The following is a 19,596-nucleotide window of genomic DNA, read 5'->3' on the forward strand; positions in this document are numbered from 1 at the left end:
CGGCCAGCAGACAGCCCGCGGCCAGCCGGGCCACCCCGCTTCGAAAACGCGCGCGTCGCCGGTGAGTCATGGGGCGCGAGCCTAGGCCGCGCCCCCGGCGTCGTAAAGATGTTCGTCAGCCGTCCATCTCAGCGACGCAGATAGGCCAGTCCCTCGTGCTCGGCCGTGTAACCGTCGACCAGCCTGCGGGCCACCGCCACCGAGTCGACGAGCGGATGCAGCGCGAACGCCTTCACCGCCGTCGCCCGCGAACCGCTCTCCGCCGCCGCGAGCACCTCGCGCTCCACTGCCTTCACCGCCGTCACCAGACCCACCGCGTGGTACGGCAGCGGATCCACCGACACCGGATGGGCACCGGCCGCGTCGACGAAGCACGGCACCTCGATGACCGCGTCCGCGTCGAGCACCGAAAGGGTATGCCGGTTGCGGACGTTGAGGATCAGCGTGGCCCGCTCGTTGCGCGCGATGGCTCGCATCAGGGCGAGCGCCACCTTCTCGTAGCCGCCCGACTCCAGGTCCTCCTCGGCGCGGTCGCCGACCCCGGCCGCCTCCCGGTTGTGCGCCATGTAGGTCGCCTCCCGGTCGGCGAGCGTGCGCTGCCAGGCGGCCAGGGCCCCGGTGTCCGGCTTCTCCATCTCCTTGTAGAAACCCGCCTGTTGGTCCAGGAGATAGGCGCCTCGGGTCTTGTCCGCCTCCCGGTAGGCGCGGACCGCCTCGCGGTTGAAGTAGTAGTAGTGCAGGTACTCGTTCGGGATCGCGCCGAGCGAGCGCAGCCACTCCGTCCCGAAGAGCTTCCCCTCCTCGAACGAGCCGAGCAGCCGCTCGTCCTCGAAGAGCCGCGGCAGTACGTCATGTCCGCCGACCCTCAACCCCCGCAGCCAGCCGAGGTGGTTGAGGCCCACGTAGTCGATCCACGCCTCCCGCGGGTCCGCACCGAGCACCCGCGCCACCCGGCGACCGAGGCCCACCGGCGAGTCGCAGATGCCGACCACCCGGTCGCCGAGGATCCGCGACATGGCCTCCGTGACCATGCCGGCCGGGTTGGTGAAGTTGATGACCCAGGCGTCCGGGGCGAGTTCGGCGATCCGCCGCGCGATGTGCGTCACGACGGGCAGCGTCCGCAGCCCGTACGCGATGCCGCCGGCGCCGACCGTCTCCTGGCCGAGCACGCCCTCGGCCAGCGCGATCCGCTCGTCCGCGGCGCGGCCCGCGAGCCCGCCCACCCGGATCGCCGAGAACACGAAGTCCGCGCCGCGCAGTGCCTCGTCGAGATCCGTCGTCGCGCTCACCACCGGTGCGTCCGGCACCTCGGCCGCCTGCTCCGCCAGCACCCGGGCGATCGCCGACAGGCGCCCGGAATCCAGGTCGAACAGCGTGACATGAGTGACCCGCCCCTCGGCGTGGTCGCCGAGCAGGGCGCCGTACACGAGCGGCACCCGGAATCCGCCGCCTCCGAGAATCGTCAGTTTCATGGTCGTACGCTACCGGGATGCACGTACTGAGCAGCAGGATTCTGCTCCGCCCGACCGATCCCGAACGGTCCCGCCGCTTCTACGGCGAGACGCTCGGCCTGGCGGTCTACCGCGAGTTCGGCACCGGGCCGGAGCGCGGCACCGTCTACTTCCTCGGCGGCGGCTTCCTCGAACTCTCCGGCCGCGCCACCGCCCCGCCCGCCGACCGGTCCGTCCGCTTCTGGCTCCAGGTCGCCGACGTCCGGGCCGCCCACGAGGAGCTGCGCGGCCGCCCGGACGTCCGGGTGCTGCGCGAGCCGGTCCTCGAGCCGTGGGGGCTGGTCGAGATGTGGCTCGCGGACCCGGACGGACACGAGATCGCCGTGGTGGAGGTGCCCGCCGGGCATCCGCTGCGGAGCCGCCCGACCGTCTGAGCCGACGAGGGCCGGGGCTCAGTGCTCGCAGAGGGAGAACTCCCGTTCGTAGAGCTGCTCGTTGTGCTCGTCGACGAAGAACTTGCGCTCGCGCATGAGCTGCTCGCGGTAGTCCTTGGCCTGTTCCAGCGTCATGGTCGAGGTTTCGGACCACGGCTGCTGCGGAGGCACGTCGGACGTCGAGACGATCCTCTCCGACGGGTCGACCAGGAAGAACGCCAGGATCTTGCGGTGCCCCGGGCGGGTGGGGTCCACGAGGCGGAACGAGCCGACCCGGTGCTGGAGGACGTTCGGGAACGCCAGACAGCGGCCCGCCGGGGTCGGCACCGATCCCAGCACCTGGTTCAGCGCGTCCTCGCTCTCCAGGCCGTACACCTCCCGCACGCCCTCGTCGTCGCTCTGCTCGTACTCCGGGTCGTCGAGTGCCGTCCGGAAGCCCAGCCGGCTCTCGGTGATGTTCTCGCTGTCCCAGTAGTAGATGCCGGTCGACACGATCCGCTCGTTCAGCATCCCCTCGACGTGCCAGGAACCGCCCCCGTACTCCGGCTTCTCCGGAGTGAGATGGATGGTGGCGAGCTTCACGATGACCTGGAGACGGCGGCCGCGCAGGTCGACCCGGGCGGCCGCGTCGGGCGACGCGGGCGGGACGAAGTCCGGGGCGTCCGGGACGGTCGGGGTGCGGTTGTCGTACCAGGAGTCATGGGCCTCCGACCACGCCTCGTACGCCTCCTGATACGCCGTCGGGTCGCCGTAGTCGGACCTCTTCGGGTACTCCGGCTCGTCCTCGTACCAGCCGTAGGGGTCGACGTCGATCCGCGGCGGGCGCGGATGGCGCAGATCCGTCAGCACGTTCTCCCACAGAGGGCGGAAGCGGGCCAACAGGTCCGGCAGGACGGCGCCCAGGTCCTGGTGGGTCTCGGGGTGGACGTTGTTGACGTAGGAACGGAAGGCGACCTCGCCGTCGTCGGTGACGTCGACGTCCGTGGGGAGCCACTGGAACCTCTCCGAGAACTCGTACTTCGCGTAGTGGTTCGCCGGGTTCTCCCAGGCCCGCTCGGGCGCTGCGCTGACGTCCCGCACCAGGCAGAACAGCGAGGGGTGGACCAGGTCGAGGACCTGGCCGTCGGATCCGGGGTGCCAGTCCTTCTCCTCTTCCGGGACCTCTTCCAGGACCCGGACCGCCTCGCGCAGCCGCGACCTGAGCCCGTCGTCGACCAGGGTGTCCGACTGCCACACCCCGTCGACGCCGGAGACCTCGATGCCGGTGCGCTCGTCCCGCAGCGCGGCGTAGTGCCGCAGTTCGTCGAGCACGTAACGGACCTGAGCCTCGGTGAGGCCCTGGGCGACCGCTTCACGCGTCCACCGGGCGACGATCTCGGGATCGTTCATCTTGTCGTACCACCCGGACTTCTCCCGGATGTGCGCGCTGCACTGCATCATCTCGAGTTCCCGCAGTGTCCGGGGCGGCGCGAGCCGTATGGAGCGGGTCGACTCGAAGGGCAGCGGGAAGGCGGACAGCTCAGTCAATTGTCTTGGTCCTCGCGGTCGGTGTGGAGGCGGGAAGAATACGTCAGCGGACTGACAACGCCGCCGTGCTCCCGCTCAGGGACCCCGGCTGACCGGTCAAGATCGTTTGTGGGCAGAATGCCCGTATGGAGACAACGAACATGCCCGGAACGGCCGTGCTCGACGATGCCCCGGCGATCAGCGGTGCGCTGGCCCGGGCCTTCGACGACGACCCGATGATGCGCTGGTTCTTCCCCGAGGACGCCACCCGCGTGGCGACCCTCGGGCGTTACTTCTCCACGATCTTCACCCGGCAGTACGCCGTCAACGGCGTCTGCGAGCGCACGGCCGACGCGGCCGCCTTCTGGGTGCCGGCCGACGCCCAGGAGAAGGCCGTGCCCGACGCCGGGACCATCCAGGAGCTGCTCGGCATCCTGGGCGACCGCGCCGGACTGTTCCGCGAGGCCGTCGAGACGGCCGCCCGGCACACCCCGCGGGAGCCGCACTGGTCGCTGGCCCTCATCGGCGCCGACCCCGCCGCCCAGGGCACCGGCCAGGGCGCCGCGCTGCTGCGCTCGGGCCTCGCCAAGGCCGACGCGGCGGGCCTGCCGGTCTACCTGGAGTCCTCGAAGGCCGCCAACCTCCCGGTCTACGAGCACTTCGGCTTCACCGTCCGCGAGGAGTTCGAGCTCCCGGGCGGCGGCCCCGTCCTCTGGTCGATGTGGCGCGACCCGCGCTGACCTTCCGACCCGGCACCTCGGCGGGGCGGGTGGTCGGCGGCGCGCGACAATGAGCGCATGTCCCGACGCAAGACCCGCCCCGCCCGTACGGCCCGCCCCGCAGCCGCGCCGGCCGTGACCGCCGAGTCCCCGTGCCCCTGCGGCCGTGACGCCGCCTACGGCGCGTGCTGCGGCCGCTTCCACACCGGCCCCGGCACCGCCCCGACGGCCGAGCTGCTGATGCGCTCGCGCTACAGCGCCTTCGTCGTCCGCGACGAGGCGTACCTGCTGCGCACCTGGGCGCCGGAGACGCGGCCCGGGGACGTCGACTTCGACCCGGCGATGCGGTGGACCGGCCTGGAGATCGAGGAGACCGGCGACGGCACGGCCTTCCACCAGCACGGGACGGTGACTTTCCGGGCGCGCTTCACCCACGGCGGCGAGCCGGGCGAGCTGCACGAGCGGAGCCGGTTCGCGCGGCACGAGGGCGCGTGGGTGTACGTGGAAGGGGACTTCCTGGACTGAGTCCGGGGGGCGGTGGGATCCAATATCCAGTGTGGTGGATCCCGGATCCCGGATCCCGGATCCCGGATCCAAAATCCTGGACATCGGATCCCGTCACCGCGCCGCCGCGCCCACCACCTCCCGCCCCTCCCGCGGCAGCCCCTGCGCCAGGTCCTCCGCGATCAGCTTCTTCGCGATGGCGTCCGTCGCCGCCCGCAGCTCCGGGCCGCTCGGGCGGCCGCGTTCCTGCTCGATGCGGTCGGAGAGCCAGTCGCCCCACGCCTTGGTGATGACGTCGGCCTCGCGCTTGCCTGCCGGGGTGTGGGACAGCAGATTGCCGTGCCGGGTCAGGAAGCCCTCGTCGACCATCCGGTCGAACACCGGCAGCAGCACCTCCGGCGGCACCCGGCGACCGGTCGAGATCAGGCCCAGGCTGGCGTGGCCGACCGTGCGGGTGAACAGTTCGACCTGCATGACGGCCCACGCTCCGGCGATGTCGAGCCGGGTGTCGGAGGCGTCGACGATGCGCCGCGCGGTGTCGTAGTCGGTGCGCCGGATGATCCGGCCGACGGCCAGTTCGAGCAGCTTGGCGGAGTCGCCGGTGGTGGTGGGGGAGGCGAAGCCCTCGCCCATGTCGGTGGAGGAGGAGCGGACGGTGTCGCGGAGCGCGACCTGCTTGAGGAAGAGCGCCACCACGAAGCCGACGCCGGCCACCGGCACGGTCCACAGGAAGACGGTCTGCAGGGTGTCCGAGTACGCCTGCACGATCGGCGCCGCCACCGGGTCGGGCAGCCGGTGCAGACCGGCCGGGCTCTGTGCGGCCCGTGCCACGCCCGCCGGCGGCAGGCCGAGGCGGGCGGCGACCGCCGAGGCGCGGGCGATGCCCTCGGTCAGGTTGGGCTTGAGGGAGTTGGTGTAGATGGTGCCGAAGACGGCGGTGCCGAAGGAGCTGCCGAGGGTACGGAAGAAGGTGACGCCCGAGGTGGCGGTGCCCAGGTCCGCGTAGTCGACGGTGTTCTGCACGGCGATGGTGAGGACCTGCATGCACAGGCCGATGCCGACGCCGAGCACGAACATGTAGAGCGACGCCAGCCAGGTGCTGGTGCTCGGTTCGAGCAGGGAGAGCAGGTAGAGCCCGAGCGCCATCACCAGCGTGCCGACGATCGGGAAGATCCGGTACTGGCCGGTCTTGCTGACCACGTTGCCGCTGAAGACGGAGGCGATGAGCAGGCCGATGACCATCGGCAGGGTGCGGATGCCGGAGATGGTGGCCGAGTCCCCGTCGACGTACTGGAGGTAGGTCGGCAGGAAGGTCATCGCGCCGAGCATGGCGAAGCCGACGATGAAGCTGAGCACCGAGCAGACGGTGAAGACCGGGTTGCGGAACAGCCGCATGGGCAGCATCGGTTCGGCCGCGCGGGTCTCCACCCAGCAGAACAGCCCGAGGGCGACGAGCCCGCCGGCGAAGAGGCCGATGATGACGCCCGAGTTCCACGCGTACTCGTTGCCGCCCCAACTCGTGGCCAGGATCAGGGCGCTGGAGCCGACCGCGACGAGTGCGATGCCCAGGTAGTCGATGACGGGGCGGCTCGCGGAGCGCACGGAGGGGATGGAGCGGGCGGCGGCGATGACGACGAGGATCGCGATGGGGACGTTCACGTAGAACGCCCAGCGCCAGGTCAGATGGTCGGTGAACAGGCCGCCGAGCAGCGGTCCGATGACCGTCGCGACGCCGAACACGGCGCCGATCGCGCCCTGGTACTTGCCGCGTTCGCGCAGCGGGATGACGTCGGCGATCAGCGCCATCGAGGTGACCATGAGACCGCCGGCGCCGATGCCCTGGAGGCCGCGCCAGATGATCAGCAGCGTCATGTTGGTGGCGAGACCGCACAGGAACGAGCCGGTGATGAAGACGATCGCCGAGATCTGGAAGATCACCTTGCGTCCGAACAGGTCGCCGAACTTGCCGACCAGGACCGTCGCGACCGTCTCGGCGAGCAGATACGCGGTGACGACCCACGACATGTGCGCGGCACCGCCGAGGTCCGAGACGATCGTCGGAAGGGCGGTGCCCACGATGGTCTGGTCGAGCGCGGCCAGGAGCACGCCGAGCATGATCGTGCCGAAGACGATGTTGCGGCGGCGGCTGTCGAGCACCGGGGGCTCGGCGGCCGGGGGTGCGGGCGCTGCTTCGCTGGTGGTCGTCACTCTGGCAGAGTCACACCGGCGGCCCTGTCCCGCATGCGGAGTACACCCGAACCGGTGCGGACGTACGCATCGTGGCCGAAAGTGACCGCTGCCCTCCGTCGAAGGGTCACATCCCGGGGCGCACCGGCAGCTTCGGGTGGTGCTTGGCGAGGATCTTGTTGGCGCGGGCGAGCGCGGCGAGGGCGTGCTCGCGGTCGGCCCGGTCCTCCGCGCACAGCGGCCCGCGGAAGCGGTAGACCTCGCGCGCCGCGCAGTCGGCGTCGACCTCGGCCTGGAGCACGTGCAGCGGCAGGCAGGCCCCGATCAGCGCGGCGACACGGTCGGGGATCGGCACGGGGACGAGGGGCGAGGGCGAGGCGATCACGGTCGGTCCTTGTGGGGGTCGTGGGGCGGCGGGAGGGTTTCTCCCTGCCATGCTCCTTCCATACGTACCGGATGCCGGTGCCGGTTCGACGACGCCCCTGTCACCGCCGGGCAACAGCCGCACGTCCCCTTCGGCGAGCCGTACGGACCGCATCGTGGACGCCCCGCGCGTTCCCGCAGGTGCGCACGGGTACGCCTGTCGGATCGCTCGTCAGTTCATCGAACAACAAGGCGAGAGTGGGCCGTTGTCGCCGCATCCGGTGTGGGGCATCTCACGCCCGCCGCCAACGCCTCATTGCGGAGTGGATCTACGAGGGGCGCCACGAGCGGCTCTGCGCGTGGTGCTACGAGAGGACCTCGCCGAGGTCGTACGAGACGGGCTCCTCCAACTGCCCGTAGCCGCAGGACTCCGGCGTGCGGTCCGGGCGCCAGCGCTTGAACTGGGCCGTGTGCCGGAAGCGGTCGCCCTCCATGTGGTCGTACCCGACCTCGCAGACCCGCTCCGGGCGCAGCGCCACCCACGACAGGTCCTTCTTCCCCGACCAGCGGCTCGGCGCGCCCGGAAGCCGGGACGCCTCGTGCGCCGACTCGTCGGTCCAGGCCGCCCACGGGTGCCCGCCGGGCGGATCCATGCGCAGCGGCTCCAGCTCCTCGACCAGCTCGGCCCGCCGCTTGGCGGTGAACGCCGCGCACACCCCGACGTGCTGGAGGGTGCCCCCGTCGTCGTACAGGCCGAGCAGCAGCGAGCCGACCACCGGCCCGCTCTTGTGGAAGCGATATCCGGCCACGACGACATCGGCCGTGCGCTCGTGCTTGATCTTGTACATCAGGCGTTCGTCCGGACGGTACGGCAGATCGAGCGGCTTGGCGATCACACCGTCCAGGCCCGCGCCCTCGTACTGCTCGAACCAGCGCGCGGCGAGCGCCGCGTCGGTGGTGGCGGGCGCGAGGTGGACGGGGGCGTCGACCCCGGCGAGCGCACGCTCCAGGGCGGCCCGCCGCTCGGTGAGCGGGGTGTCGAGGAGGGCCTCGTCGTCGAGGGCGAGCAGGTCGAAGGCGATGAACCGGGCCGGGGTCTTCTCCGCCAGCATCCGCACCCGCGACTCGGCCGGGTGGATCCGCTCGGTGAGCCGGTCGAAGTCGAGCCGGCCGTCGTGCTCGATGACGATCTCGCCGTCGACGACACAGCGTCCGGGCAGCCGCGCGAGCAGGGCCGCGGCGAGCTCGGGGAAGTAGCGGGTCAGCGGCTTGCCGGTGCGGCTGCCGATGAAGATTTCCGGGCCGTCGCGGTGCACGATCGCGCGGAAGCCGTCCCACTTGGCCTCGTACTGCATCCCCGGCGGGATCTTCTTGACGGCCTTCGCCAGCATCGGTTTGACGGGCGGCATCACCGGCAGGTCCATGCGGCGATTCTAGGAAGGATTCTCCGGCTGTGTCCCGATATGCGGGGTATGGGTGGTCGGCCTAGGCTGACCGCCATGGCAGGCAAGGCGGCAGCGGTGGAGCTCGAGGTCGGCGACCGGACCGTACGGGTGTCCAATCCGGACAAGGTGTACTTCCCGGAGCCCGGCTACACCAAGCTCGACATGGTGGGCTACTACCTGGCCGTCGGCGACGGCATCACCCGCGCGCTGCGCGACCGGCCCACCACCCTGGAGCGCTACCCCGACGGAGTGACGGGCGAGTCCTTCTTCCAGAAGCGCGCCCCCAAGTACCTGCCGGACTGGATCCCGACGGCCCACATCACCTTCCCCAGCGGCAGGTCCGCCGACGAGATGTGCCCCACCGAGCCGGCCGCGGTGCTGTGGGCGGCCAATCTGGGCGCGGTCACCTTCCACCCCTGGCCGGTGCGGCGCGAGGACACCGACCACCCCGACGAGCTGCGCCTCGACCTCGACCCCCAGCCCGGCACCGACTACGCCGACGCCGTCCGCGCCGCCCACGAGCTGCGCGCGGTCCTCGACGAGCACGGGCTGCGCGGCTGGCCGAAGACATCCGGCGGGCGCGGCCTGCATGTCTTCGTACCGATTCTGCCCAAGTGGACGTTCACGCAGGTCAGACGGGCCGCCATCGCCTGCGGCCGGGAGCTGGAGCGGCGGATGCCGGAGCGGGTCACCATCAGGTGGTGGAAGGAGGAGCGCGGCGAGCGGATCTTCCTCGACTACAACCAGACCGCCCGCGACCGCACCATCGCCTCCGCCTACTCCGTACGCCCCCGCCCGCACGCCCCGGTCTCCGCGCCGCTGCGCTGGGAGGAGATCGACGACGCCGTCCCGCGCGACTTCGACATCCGTACGATGCCGGCGCGCTACGCCGAACTCGGCGACGTGCACGCCGGCATGGACGACGAACGCTTCAGCCTGGAGTCCCTGCTGGAGCTGGCGCGGCGGGACGAGGCCGAGCACGGCCTGGGCGACCTGCCCTATCCGCCGGAGTACCCGAAGATGCCGGGCGAGCCGAAGCGGGTGCAGCCGAGCCGGGCGAAGAAGGAGTAGCGAAGGAGGAGCAGCGGACGCCTCGTACGGCCCACGGGCCCGGCCCGCGTGGCACCCCGCGGGCCGGGCCCCGCGTCACGCCTCCGCGAGCCGCCGTTCGCCGGGCGGAAGCAGCAGCACCTCCAGGGCCCGCGCGCAGCTCCACGCCTGGGCCAGGAACCAGTCGAGCCGGGCATCGGTGAGCACCGACGGCGCCGCCCGCACCGCGAGCGCGAACCGTGCCTGCCCGGCCCGGTCCAGGACGGGCACCGCGACCGTACGGACGCCGATTCCCGGCTCGCCGCCGTCCAGGACGTAGCCCCGCTCCCGTACCCGTACCGACTCCTCGTCCGGTTCCGTGCCACCCGGCCAGGCGAGCAGCACCCTGCCCGGGGCCGTCGAGCGCAGCGGTCGCCGCAGCCCCGTCCTCGGGGTGACCGGACCGCCCGCCACGATCACCGCGTACGGGCCGCTGCGCAGCGCCAGATCGACGCCGGCGCCGGTCCGCGCGGCCAGCTCGCCCAGTTCGGGCGCGGCGAGGTGCAGTCCGCGCTGGTGGTACGAGAGGCGGCCGAGCTCGGTCACGGCCGGACCGAGCCGGTAGCGGGCGGTGCGCGGGTCCTGCTCCAGGAAGCCGGCCGAGAGCAGCGTCCGGGCCAGGCGGTGCGCGGTCGATGTCGACAGTCCGAGCCGGCGGGCGAGGTCCGAGGCGCTGAGGTCCGGCCCGTTGTCGTGGAAGCAGTGCAGGACGTCGAGCGCCCGGCGGACGGCCTGGGCCCCCCCCGGCGCGGCCGTGGTGCGGGCCCCGGTGCCCGCACCGGTGTCGACGTCGACTTCGGTGGTCATGCGGGTGGCTCCCCCTCGCTGATCGTCGCGGTCTCGGCGATCGACCACCACGCTCCCATATGACAGGAGCCGGACAGACCGGTGAGCGGGACCGGCAACACGACGTTCATGCGTTCCCGGGGGGGGAGGGAGAGGAGACCGACGGTGGCCGAAACGCCACGGTGGGTGCTCGGCGCGCCGCGTTGATCGGACGTTGATGCCGCGTTTAGGGCGACGGGACAGGCTGCTGCCATGCAGACCGACACGATGCCCTCCGCCCCGACGACCCTCGTGGCCCCCGACCTCTCCTGGCAGGAGAACGCGCTGTGCGCCCAGACGGGCCCGGAGTTCTTCTTCCCGGCTCCCGGCTCCTCGACCCGCGAGGCCAAGCTGCTGTGCGGGGCCTGCGAGGGCCGGGTGGCGTGCCTGGAGTACGCGCTCGCGCACGACGAGCGGTTCGGGGTGTGGGGCGGGCTCTCCGAGAAGGAGCGCATCCGGCTCAAGCGCCGCCGCGGCTGACGGGCCCGGCCCGCCGCTCGTCGTACGGTCAGCCTGCCGCCCGTCGTACGGTCAGCCTGCCGCTCGTCGTACGGCCAGCCGCCGCTCGTCGAACGATCAGCCTGCTGCCCGGGACGCCATCCGCGCCTTGCGCGCCGCGAGACGCTCGTCGAACTTGCTCGCCTCGCTGTCCAGGCCGTTCATGTAGAGCCCCAGCTCCTCCTGGGCCTGCAGACCCTCCGGGCCGAGCCCGTCGATCTGGAGGACCTTGAGGAAGCGCAGCACCGGCTGGAGCACGTCGTCGTGGTGGATGCGCAGGTTGTAGATCTCGCCGATCGCCATCTGGGCCGCCGCGCGCTCGAAGCCGGGCATGCCGTGGCCGGGCATCCGGAAGTTGACGACGACGTCCCGCACCGCCTGCATCGTGAGGTCGGGGGCGATCTCGAAGGCCGCGCCCAGCAGGTTGCGGTAGAAGACCATGTGCAGGTTCTCGTCGAGCGCGATGCGGGCGAGCATGCGGTCGCAGACCGGGTCGCCGGACTGGTGTCCGGTGTTGCGGTGCGAGATGCGGGTGGCGAGCTCCTGGAAGGCGACGTACGCGACCGAGTGAAGCATCGAGTGCCGGTTGTCCGACTCGAACCCCTCGCTCATGTGTGCCATGCGGAAACGTTCCAGCTCGTCCGGGTCGACCGCGCGCGAGGCCAGCAGGTAGTCACGCATCACGATGCCGTGACGGCCCTCCTCGGCGGTCCAGCGGTGCACCCAGGTGCCCCAGGCGCCGTCGCGGCCGAAGAGGCTGGCGATCTCGTGGTGGTAGCTGGGCAGGTTGTCCTCGGTGAGCAGGTTCACCACGAGCGCGACCCGGCCGATGTCGGTGACCTTGGACTGGGAGCGGTCCCACGCCTCGCCGTCCTCGAAGAAGCCGGGGAAGTTCCGGGCGTCCGACCACGGCACGTACTCGTGCGGCATCCAGTCCTTGGTGACCTTCAGGTGCCGGTTGAGCTCCTTCTCGACGACCTCCTCCAGGGCGTACAGAAGTCGTGCGTCGGTCCACCCGGCGGAACTGGAGAGGTGGGGGGAGGTGAGCGTCACGGGAACTCCTGGGGACGGAGAAGGGCATACGGAACTACCTACGTCTACGTAGGTTACGAGACCGTAGGTTAAGGGCCGGATAAGGGAGTGGCCAAGCCCGTCCCGCTGGGAGAGACCCGGCTCACCCCCTGTCGCCCCCCGGTTGACCTGGTGTGACGACTCGGAGTTCCGTGCGTCAGTTCACCGTTGTCGTCTCCTCGGTCGCCCCCTTCGCCGTCTCCGACGTTGACCCCTCCGCCATCTCCGCCATCACCGATGCCGATTCCTCCGCCGTGAAGTCACCGGTCCGCACCGCCTCGGCCGTCGTCGGCCGCAGCTCCCCGTCGAGCCGCACCCAGCGGGTGATCCCGAGCGACTCCAGGAACGGCACGTCGTGGCTCGCCACGATCAGCGCACCCTCGAACGCGTCGAGCGCGGCCGTCAGGCTCCGCACCGACGCCATGTCCAGGTTGTTCGTCGGCTCGTCGAGCATCAGCAGCTGCGGAGCCGGCTCGGCGAGCAGCAGCGCGGCGAGCGTCGCGCGGAAGCGCTCGCCGCCCGACAGTGTTCCCGCCGGCCGGTCGGCCCGGGCGCCCCGGAACAGGAACCGGGCAAGGCGCGCCCGGATCTCGTTGGCCGTCGCCGCCGGCGCGAACCGCGCCACGTTCTGCACCACGCTCAGCTCGTCGTCGAGGACGTCGAGCCGCTGCGGCAGGAAGCGCAGCGGAACCCGCACCGCCGACTCGCCCGCAACCGGGGCCAGTTCCCCGGCGATCGTCCGCAGCAATGTCGTCTTCCCGGCCCCGTTCCGGCCGACCAGCGCCACCCGCTCCGGGCCCCGCAGCTCGAACTCCCCGTCGACCCGCGCCCCGTACGGCAGCTCCAGGTCACGGAGGAGCAGCACGCCCCGCCCCGGATGGACCACCGTGCGCGGCAGCTCGATGCGGATCTCGTCGTCGTCCCGCACCGCCTCCACCGCCGCATCGAGCCGCGACCGTGCCTCGGCCAGCCGGTCGACGTGCAGCGCGCGGTGCTTGGCCGACGACACCTCGGCGGCGGACTTGCGGCCGTTGGCCACGATCTTCGGCACGACCTTGTTCTCGTAGCTCTTCTGCCCGTAGCGCTTGCGCCGGGCCAACTTGACCTGGGCGTCGACGAGTTCGCGCTTCTGGCGCTGTACGTCGGCCTCGGCGACCCGCACCATCCGCTCGGCGGCCTCCTGTTCGGCCGCGAGCGCCTCCTGGTAGTCCGACCACGCGCCGCCGTACCAGGCGACCTCGCCGTCCCGCAGATCGGCGATCTGGTCGACGCGCTCCAGGAGTTCACGGTCGTGGCTCACCACGACGAGCACTCCTGACCAGGCGTCCACCGCCTCGTACAGCCGTCGCCGGGCGACCAGGTCGAGATTGTTCGTCGGCTCGTCGAGCAGCAGCACGTCCGGCCGGGCGAGCAGCAGCGCGGCGAGCCGCAGCAGCACGGACTCGCCGCCGGAGATCTCCCCGATCGTGCGGTCGAGCCCGATGTGCCCGAGCCCGAGCTGGTCGAGCACGGCGAGAGCCCGCTCCTCCACGTCCCAGTCGTCGCCGACGGCCGTGAAGTGCTCCTCCGACGTGTCGCCGGACTCGATGGCGTGCAGCGCCGCCCGGGTCGCCTCGATGCCGAGGACCCGGTCGACCGGCAGGCCGGTGCGCAGCACCAGGTTCTGCGGCAGATAGCCGAGCTCACCGGCGACCCGGACCGAGCCCTCGGCCGGGGTGAGCTCGCCGGCGATCAGCTTGAGCAGGGTCGACTTCCCGGAGCCGTTCAGACCGACGAGACCGGTCCGGCCGGGACCGACGGCCAGCCGGAAGTCGTCCAGGACGGCGGTGCCGTCCGGCCAGGAGAAGGAGAGGTTCGTGCAGGTGATGAAAGTGGGGCGAGTCGCCATAGGGGCCTCCCGGTTGCGAAGCGTGGAACAGGGCAACGCGTGAGACACCGGGACGCGGGCGGCAATCCTGAAGCGGAGCGGCCGAGGGGATCAACCCGGGGCGGCTGCGGATCGGAGCGGCGCTCGTACGCCGAGGTCGAGGACGGCACACGCGGCGGCGGGGCGGCACGCGCGGCACGGTGTCTCGAACCTCAGACGAGCAACGGCCTTCTCCGATCGGGCGACAACAGGGCCATGGAGAACGTTACGGAGCGGGGAAAGGAGCCGCAAACGATTTATGGCGAGACCCCCGCCAGGGGCCTTTCGCCGGCGGAGTTCGGGGCTTCAGGGGCCTCAGGGCCTCGGGCCCCATGGGCTACGGGTGCTCTTCGAGCAGCTGCGCGAGGTTCCCGTCCCAGTCCAGGTACTGGTTCTCGCGGCCGCGCGGCACCAGATGCTGCGAGCGCTCCAGGAAACTGCGCAGCTCGGAGGTCCGGACGTGCACCATGGCCACGCCCTCGGGCGCGTGGAACTCGACCACCGTGCGGTCGTACCCGTACGGCCGCAGCCGGACGTCCCCGACGCCCGCCGGGCCCTCCACGCCCTCCGCGAGCAGCTCGCGCGCGAAGGCCCAGGACACCTCGACCCCCTCCAGGGTGGCCGGCGGCGGGAACGCCATGCTCACGGCGTACGGGTCCTCGCGGTCGTACCGAAGAGTGGCGGCGACCGACTCCATGCGGGGCGCGGACGCCACCAGCCGGGCCTGCACGGCCTGCTCGATCACGGTGGGCATGGGCAAAGCCTCCTGTCGCGCGGCTGCGTTCTCCTGCATCTCCCTGACACAGGGAGAGACGAACCGCGGGGCCGGTTCGTGCACCGGAGGGGTACGTGAGCTGTGTCACCGCGCTGCGGTGAAGCCCGTCGGCGCCGGTCAGCGGGGGCGAGGCCGGTCCGTGGGGGTGGGGCGAGGGCCGGTGCGCCGGGGTGGGGCGGGGCCGGTCCGCGGGAGTGGGCCGAGGCCGGTCCGCGGAGGTGGGGCGGGGCCGGTCAGCGGGTCTCGGCCCGGTCGAAGTCGCCGCCCGCGCAGGGCCCCGAGTGGTCGCAGTACGGCTGGTTGCCGGAGGACCCGCAGCCGCACAGCACCGCCCGCGTCTCGTGCCGCTCGCCCGCCTCCCCGCCGGCCTGAACGAGGAGGTCGCCGCGCATCACGAGCCGTCCGTCGGGCATCCGGCGCACGGTGGTGGGCACGTCCCCGGTCTCGTCGGGCTCCGTGGAGTCCTCGGCCGGGCGGTACTGGAGCGCGCCGGACGGGCAGCGGCGGACCACCTCGGCGACCAGCGCGGGGTCGGCCTGGTCGGGCCGCACCCAGGGGCGCTGCTCCAGGTCGAAGACGCCCGGCAGGCCGCGGACGCATTCGGCGGCGTGCAGACAGCGGCGCGGCTCGAAGGTGACGGTGATGCCCTCGCCGTCGTACTCCTTGAGCTTCGGCTTCTCACCCGGGACGGGCTCGGTCGTGCGGTCCGTCATGGGAACCAGCCTAGGAACGGTGGAGCCGGTACGCACTCCGGTACGCAGTCCGGTTACGCGCTGGGGCACGCACTCTGGACGCGATCTCCGCGGTCGGCTAGCTTCCGGCGCCATGACGTCCATGGGGAAGACGAGACGAGTGATGGCGGCGGGACTGGTGGGGGCGGCGCTGGCCATGACCCTGGCCGCCCCGGCCGCGGCCGCGACAAACGACCGGACGGCGGGGGAGAAGACGCGGGGGGAGCAGACGCAGGTGAAGGGGACGCCGGGGGAGTGGCGGCTGACCGGGACCGGGACGGACGCGCGCTTCCGGGGCCTGGCCGCGGTGAACCGTTCGGTCGCCTGGGCCGCCGGGTCCAAGGGAACGGTGCTGCGGACCACCGACGGCGGGAAGAGCTGGCGAAACGTCTCTCCGGCCGGGGCCGGGGAGCGGGAGTTCCGCGACGTGGAGGCGTTCGACGCCCGGCGGGCCGTGGTCCTGGCGATCGGCGAGGGCGAGGCGTCGCGGGTCTTCCGGACGGAGGACGGCGGGGCGACCTGGACGGAGTCCTTCCGCAACACCGATCCGCGGGCCTTCTACGACTGCATGACCTTCTTCGACCAGCGCCACGGGCTCGCCATGAGCGACCCGGTGGACGGCAGGTACCGCATCCTCTCCACCCGCGACGGCGGCCGCTCCTGGCAGGTCCTGCCCGGCGACGGCATGCCGGCCGCGCAGCCCGGCGAGGCCGGCTTCGCGGCGAGCGGCCAGTGCCTGGTGTCGGCCGGGCCGCGCGACGTCTGGCTGGCGACGGGCGGCGGGGCCACCGGGCGGGTGCTGCACTCGGCGGACCGGGGGCTGACCTGGACCGCGACCGAGACCACGATCCCGGCGGGCGAGGGCGCCAAGGGCGTCTTCGGGCTCGCCTTCCGCGACCGCCGGCACGGCATCGCGGTCGGCGGCGACTACCGCAAGGACCAGCCCTCGCCGCAGGCCGCCGCCGTCACCGGCGACGCCGGCCGGACCTGGACCGCGTCCGCCACCCCGCCGCCCGCCTACCGCTCGGGCGTCGCCTGGCTCCCGCACACCAGGTCGGCCGCCCTCGCGGTCGGCCCCACCGGCACCGACCTCACGACCGACGGCGGCCGCACCTGGCGCACGGTGGACCCCGGCTCGTACGACACGGTCACCTGCACCGCCGACGGCGCCTGCTGGGCCTCCGGCGAGAAGGGCCGCGTCGCCCGGATGGATCTGGACTGAGGCGTCAGGCGGGCAACTCGTCCCGGAACGCCGCGTCATAGGGTCCTCACCATGACGATCATCGAGATTCCGGACGGGTGGCCCGCCGACGAGGACGCGGCCCTTGCCGTGCAGGAGCAGTTGCGGCAGCGGCTCGTGCTGGACGAGGAAGGGCCCCGGGCCGGTGAGGGGAACGTGACCGGGGTCGACGTCGCGTACGACGACGAGCGGGATCTCGTCGCCGCCGCGGCCGTCGTGCTCGACGGGAGGACCCTGGAGGTCGTGGAGGAGGCGACGGCCGTCGGGCGCGTGTCGTTCCCCTATGTGCCAGGGCTGTTGGCGTTCCGGGAGATTCCCACGGTGCTCGCCGCGCTCGGGCGGCTCGGCGCCGACCCCGGGCTGCTCGTGTGCGACGGGTACGGGGTCGCGCACCCGCGTCGCTTCGGGCTCGCGAGCCATCTCGGGGTGCTCACCGGGCTGCCGTCGATCGGAGTCGCCAAGAACCCGTTCACCTTCACCTACGGGCAACCCGGGCCGGAACGGGGCGAGTTCAGCGCGCTCGTGGCCGAGGGCGAGACCGTCGGGCGCGCCCTGCGCACCCGGGCCGGGGTCAAGCCGGTCTTCGTCTCCGTCGGGCACCGCGTGTCCCTCGACCGGGCCTGCGCGCACACCCTGCACCTGAGCCCCCGCTACCGCCTGCCCGAGACCACCCGGCACGCGGACGCGCTCTGCCGCCGGGCCCTCGCCGAGGCGCTCGACACCCGGGCCGGGTGAGGGGCGCGGCCGGGACGGCTGGGAAGGCCGCGACGGCTGGGACGGCTGGGACGGCTGAGTACCCGTACGGATACCGAGCCGTGACCAAGGAGCGGCAAAGTGGGGGCATGACATCCCCCGGCACCACTCGCCCCACCCCGATCGGCACCCTGCAGTGCGTCGTCCTGGACTGCCCCGACGTGCTGGAACTCGCCGGCTTCTACCAGCGGTTGCTGGGCGGCGAGATCAACCGTCCCGACCCCCGGTGGGCCGTCGGCGACGCCTGGGCCACCCTGCACCCCGCGTCCGGAGCCGCCCCGGTGCTCGCCTTCCAGGGCGTGGCCGACCACCGCCCGGCGGTGTGGGGCGCGCCGGAGCAGCAGTTCCACATCGACGTGCGGGTCGAGGACCTGGACGCGGCGCACGAGGCGGTGCTCGCGCTCGGCGCCTGGCGGCTCGACGAGGCGGCGGGGGAGGACCGGCCCTGGCGCATCTACGCCGACCCGGCCGGTCACCCCTTCTGCCTGATCAAGGCCTGATTCAGGCCTTCAGTCCTGATCGAGCCCCTGATCGAGCCCTGGCCCGGGCCTGATCAAGCCCCCGATCGAACCCTGACCCGGGCCTGATCAACCCCGGGCCGGTCCTGACCCGGGCCTGCCTCAGGCCTGACCCGTGCCTGATCCGTACGGCGCGACACGGGCGCTCAGCCCGAGTGCGCCACCCGGAACCGCAGCCCCGCCGCCCGCAGCCGGTCGAGCAGCGCGTCGCCCATCGCGACCGCCGTCGTGACCTGCCCGGCGGTCGGCGGCAGCGCGTCGAAGGCGAGGCACAGCGCCGACTCGGCGAGCATCTTCGCCGTCTCGTCGTAGCCCGGGTCGCCGCCGGACACCTCCGTGAAGACCCGTCGTCCGCCGCCCTCCCCGACGAACCGGACGGAGAACCAGCTGCGCGCCCGCCGCTCCGCGTCCGGGCCGCGGCCCGGTTCGTAACGCTCCATCAGCCAGTTCCGCACGAAAGGCAGTTGGGCTGCGAGCACGCTCGTGCCGACGGCCGCCGAGCCGCCGAGTGCCATCGGCAGGGTCTTCACGGAGGCGTAGTGGCGGTAGCGGAAGTCCGGGCCGTAGCGTTCGAGGGCCCGCGCCGAACGCGCCACCACCTGCGGGTCGAGCGTCGGCAGCGGCAGCGCCCAGGTCCCGGTCTCGCGGCTGAACCGTGGCCCGCCGAGCGGCGAGCGGGCCCGTCGGGTCACCAACCGCGGCTCGTGCAGGCGTCGTTCGTGCGCCGCGCGCAGGATCTCCCGGCCGCGCCCGAAGGCGGTGAGCGCCGAGGCGAAGGTGCCGCCGGAGAAGATCGCGCCGGCCCGGACGAAGCCGTCGACGCGCAGCGGCACCCCCTCCGGCAGCTGCTTCACGGTGAAGTACACGCCCAGGTCGTGCGGGACCGAGTCGAAGCCGCAGGCGTGCACGAGCCGGGCTCCGGTCTCGCGGGCGCGGGCGTCGTACCGCACGTACATGCGGTCGACGAACTCCGCCTCGCCGGTCAGGTCCAGATAGTCGGTGCCGGCCTCCGTGCACGCGGCGACCAGCCCCTCCCCGTACCAGACATAGGGGCCGACCGTGCTGGCCACCACCCGCGCGGACCCGGCGAGCTCGCGCAGCGAGTCCGGGTCGGTGGAGTCCGCGACGAGCAGCGGCAGTTCGGCGCAGCGCGGCCACCGCTTGGCGAGCCGGTCGCGCAGCGCGGCCAGCTTGCCGCGGCTGCGGCCGGCGAGGGCCCAGCTGCACTCCGCCGGGGCGTGCTCGGCCAGATACTCCGCGGTGAGCTCGCCCACGAATCCGGTCGCCCCGAAGAGCACCACGTCGTACGGCCGTACAGCCGCCCCTGTCTCCATTGCGCCCCAGCCCCTCCGCCTTCGTCCGCGCCGTCCCCCGGCGCGGATGCCGTCGGCGGACTCTAGCGGACGGCGCCGCCGGAGCGGACCCGGTGGTACTCCTGAGTAATTTCCAAGCGCTTGCTCGGCCCGGGGGCTTGTGCCGAGTGGAACACGTTCCTAGCATCTTCGGTGTTACATCATCACTGTCACACCTGCCTCGCGCCCGCTTCGCACCCGCTTCACGCTCGCTCTCACACCCGCTTCA

General features: G+C 72.3%; 19 protein-coding genes. 8 read left to right on the forward strand and 11 right to left on the reverse strand.

Annotated elements, in window-relative coordinates:
- Positions 1–128: 128 nt before the first annotated feature.
- Entirely contained in the window at positions 129–1,472 is a 1,344-nt protein-coding gene (locus ACIRSU_RS06990) for a 6-phospho-beta-glucosidase (protein WP_403789677.1), read from the reverse strand.
- Positions 1,473–1,489: 17 nt separating this feature from the next.
- Here ACIRSU_RS06990 and ACIRSU_RS06995 point away from each other — a divergent pair, with 17 nt between their 5' ends.
- Positions 1,490–1,885 carry a VOC family protein gene (locus ACIRSU_RS06995; RefSeq protein ID WP_403789678.1) on the forward strand — a complete coding sequence of 132 codons (396 nt, stop codon included), beginning with the start codon at positions 1,490–1,492 and terminating at the stop codon, positions 1,883–1,885.
- An 18-nt stretch (positions 1,886–1,903) separates the two neighbouring features.
- Here ACIRSU_RS06995 and ACIRSU_RS07000 read toward each other — a convergent pair whose 3' ends face one another.
- Positions 1,904–3,412 (reverse strand): DUF4246 domain-containing protein, encoded by a 1,509-nt coding sequence (locus tag ACIRSU_RS07000; protein WP_403789679.1) that lies wholly within the window; start codon positions 3,410–3,412, stop codon positions 1,904–1,906.
- A gap of 125 nt (positions 3,413–3,537) precedes the next feature.
- Here ACIRSU_RS07000 and ACIRSU_RS07005 point away from each other — a divergent pair, with 125 nt between their 5' ends.
- Positions 3,538–4,131: a GNAT family N-acetyltransferase gene (locus ACIRSU_RS07005; protein WP_403789680.1), complete on the forward strand. Its 594-nt coding sequence runs from the start codon at positions 3,538–3,540 to the stop codon at positions 4,129–4,131.
- Between the two features lie 57 nt (positions 4,132–4,188).
- A complete protein-coding gene (locus tag ACIRSU_RS07010; RefSeq protein WP_403789681.1) occupies positions 4,189–4,635 on the forward strand; it encodes a YchJ family protein in 447 nt (148 codons plus the stop codon).
- A 93-nt stretch (positions 4,636–4,728) separates the two neighbouring features.
- Here ACIRSU_RS07010 and ACIRSU_RS07015 read toward each other — a convergent pair whose 3' ends face one another.
- The 3 genes from ACIRSU_RS07015 to ACIRSU_RS07025 all read right to left on the reverse strand — a co-directional run bounded on the left by ACIRSU_RS07015 (position 4,729) and on the right by ACIRSU_RS07025 (position 8,588).
- A complete protein-coding gene (locus ACIRSU_RS07015) occupies positions 4,729–6,822 on the reverse strand; it encodes an MDR family MFS transporter (protein ID WP_403789682.1) in 2,094 nt (697 codons plus the stop codon).
- A gap of 106 nt (positions 6,823–6,928) precedes the next feature.
- Positions 6,929–7,186, reverse strand: a complete 258-nt coding sequence (locus tag ACIRSU_RS07020; RefSeq protein ID WP_403789683.1) for a hypothetical protein — start codon at positions 7,184–7,186, stop codon at positions 6,929–6,931.
- A gap of 343 nt (positions 7,187–7,529) precedes the next feature.
- The gene (locus ACIRSU_RS07025) at positions 7,530–8,588 is read right to left on the reverse strand and encodes an ATP-dependent DNA ligase (protein ID WP_403789684.1); all 1,059 of its coding nucleotides are present in this window, start codon (positions 8,586–8,588) and stop codon (positions 7,530–7,532) included.
- Between the two features lie 75 nt (positions 8,589–8,663).
- Here ACIRSU_RS07025 and ligD point away from each other — a divergent pair, with 75 nt between their 5' ends.
- Positions 8,664–9,680, forward strand: coding sequence for a non-homologous end-joining DNA ligase (ligD, locus tag ACIRSU_RS07030; RefSeq protein WP_403789685.1), 1,017 nt, complete (start codon positions 8,664–8,666; stop codon positions 9,678–9,680).
- A 75-nt stretch (positions 9,681–9,755) separates the two neighbouring features.
- On the opposite strand, the gene ACIRSU_RS07035 is transcribed toward ligD, so the two are convergent.
- Positions 9,756–10,505: an IclR family transcriptional regulator gene (locus tag ACIRSU_RS07035; RefSeq protein WP_403789686.1), complete on the reverse strand. Its 750-nt coding sequence runs from the start codon at positions 10,503–10,505 to the stop codon at positions 9,756–9,758.
- 231 nt (positions 10,506–10,736) lie between these two features.
- On the opposite strand from ACIRSU_RS07035, the gene ACIRSU_RS07040 reads away from it, so the two are divergent.
- Positions 10,737–11,003, forward strand: a complete 267-nt coding sequence (locus ACIRSU_RS07040; RefSeq protein ID WP_403789687.1) for a WhiB family transcriptional regulator — start codon at positions 10,737–10,739, stop codon at positions 11,001–11,003.
- A 96-nt stretch (positions 11,004–11,099) separates the two neighbouring features.
- Here the strand turns inward: ACIRSU_RS07040 and ACIRSU_RS07045 are convergent, their stop codons facing one another.
- From ACIRSU_RS07045 to ACIRSU_RS07060, 4 genes are all read right to left on the reverse strand, one after another.
- On the reverse strand, positions 11,100–12,074 hold the full coding sequence (locus tag ACIRSU_RS07045) for an acyl-ACP desaturase (protein ID WP_403789688.1): 975 nt from the start codon (positions 12,072–12,074) through the stop codon (positions 11,100–11,102).
- A gap of 175 nt (positions 12,075–12,249) precedes the next feature.
- A complete protein-coding gene (locus tag ACIRSU_RS07050) occupies positions 12,250–13,980 on the reverse strand; it encodes an ABC-F family ATP-binding cassette domain-containing protein (RefSeq protein WP_403789689.1) in 1,731 nt (576 codons plus the stop codon).
- A 355-nt stretch (positions 13,981–14,335) separates the two neighbouring features.
- Positions 14,336–14,752 (reverse strand): SsgA family sporulation/cell division regulator, encoded by a 417-nt coding sequence (locus ACIRSU_RS07055; RefSeq protein ID WP_403789690.1) that lies wholly within the window; start codon positions 14,750–14,752, stop codon positions 14,336–14,338.
- A 254-nt stretch (positions 14,753–15,006) separates the two neighbouring features.
- Entirely contained in the window at positions 15,007–15,486 is a 480-nt protein-coding gene (locus ACIRSU_RS07060; protein WP_403789691.1) for a (4Fe-4S)-binding protein, read from the reverse strand.
- Between the two features lie 112 nt (positions 15,487–15,598).
- On the opposite strand from ACIRSU_RS07060, the gene ACIRSU_RS07065 reads away from it, so the two are divergent.
- From ACIRSU_RS07065 to ACIRSU_RS07075, 3 genes are all read left to right on the forward strand, one after another.
- On the forward strand, positions 15,599–16,726 hold the full coding sequence (locus ACIRSU_RS07065) for a WD40/YVTN/BNR-like repeat-containing protein (protein ID WP_403789692.1): 1,128 nt from the start codon (positions 15,599–15,601) through the stop codon (positions 16,724–16,726).
- A 51-nt stretch (positions 16,727–16,777) separates the two neighbouring features.
- Entirely contained in the window at positions 16,778–17,479 is a 702-nt protein-coding gene (locus ACIRSU_RS07070; protein WP_403789693.1) for an endonuclease V, read from the forward strand.
- Positions 17,480–17,586: 107 nt separating this feature from the next.
- Positions 17,587–17,997 carry a VOC family protein gene (locus ACIRSU_RS07075; protein WP_403789694.1) on the forward strand — a complete coding sequence of 137 codons (411 nt, stop codon included), beginning with the start codon at positions 17,587–17,589 and terminating at the stop codon, positions 17,995–17,997.
- Between the two features lie 164 nt (positions 17,998–18,161).
- On the opposite strand, the gene ACIRSU_RS07080 is transcribed toward ACIRSU_RS07075, so the two are convergent.
- Positions 18,162–19,349, reverse strand: a complete 1,188-nt coding sequence (locus ACIRSU_RS07080) for a saccharopine dehydrogenase family protein (RefSeq protein ID WP_403789695.1) — start codon at positions 19,347–19,349, stop codon at positions 18,162–18,164.
- Between the last annotated feature and the right edge of the window lie 247 nt (positions 19,350–19,596).

Source organism: Streptomyces sp. NPDC101160, from assembly GCF_044768205.1.
Classification (GTDB): domain Bacteria; phylum Actinomycetota; class Actinomycetes; order Streptomycetales; family Streptomycetaceae; genus Streptomyces.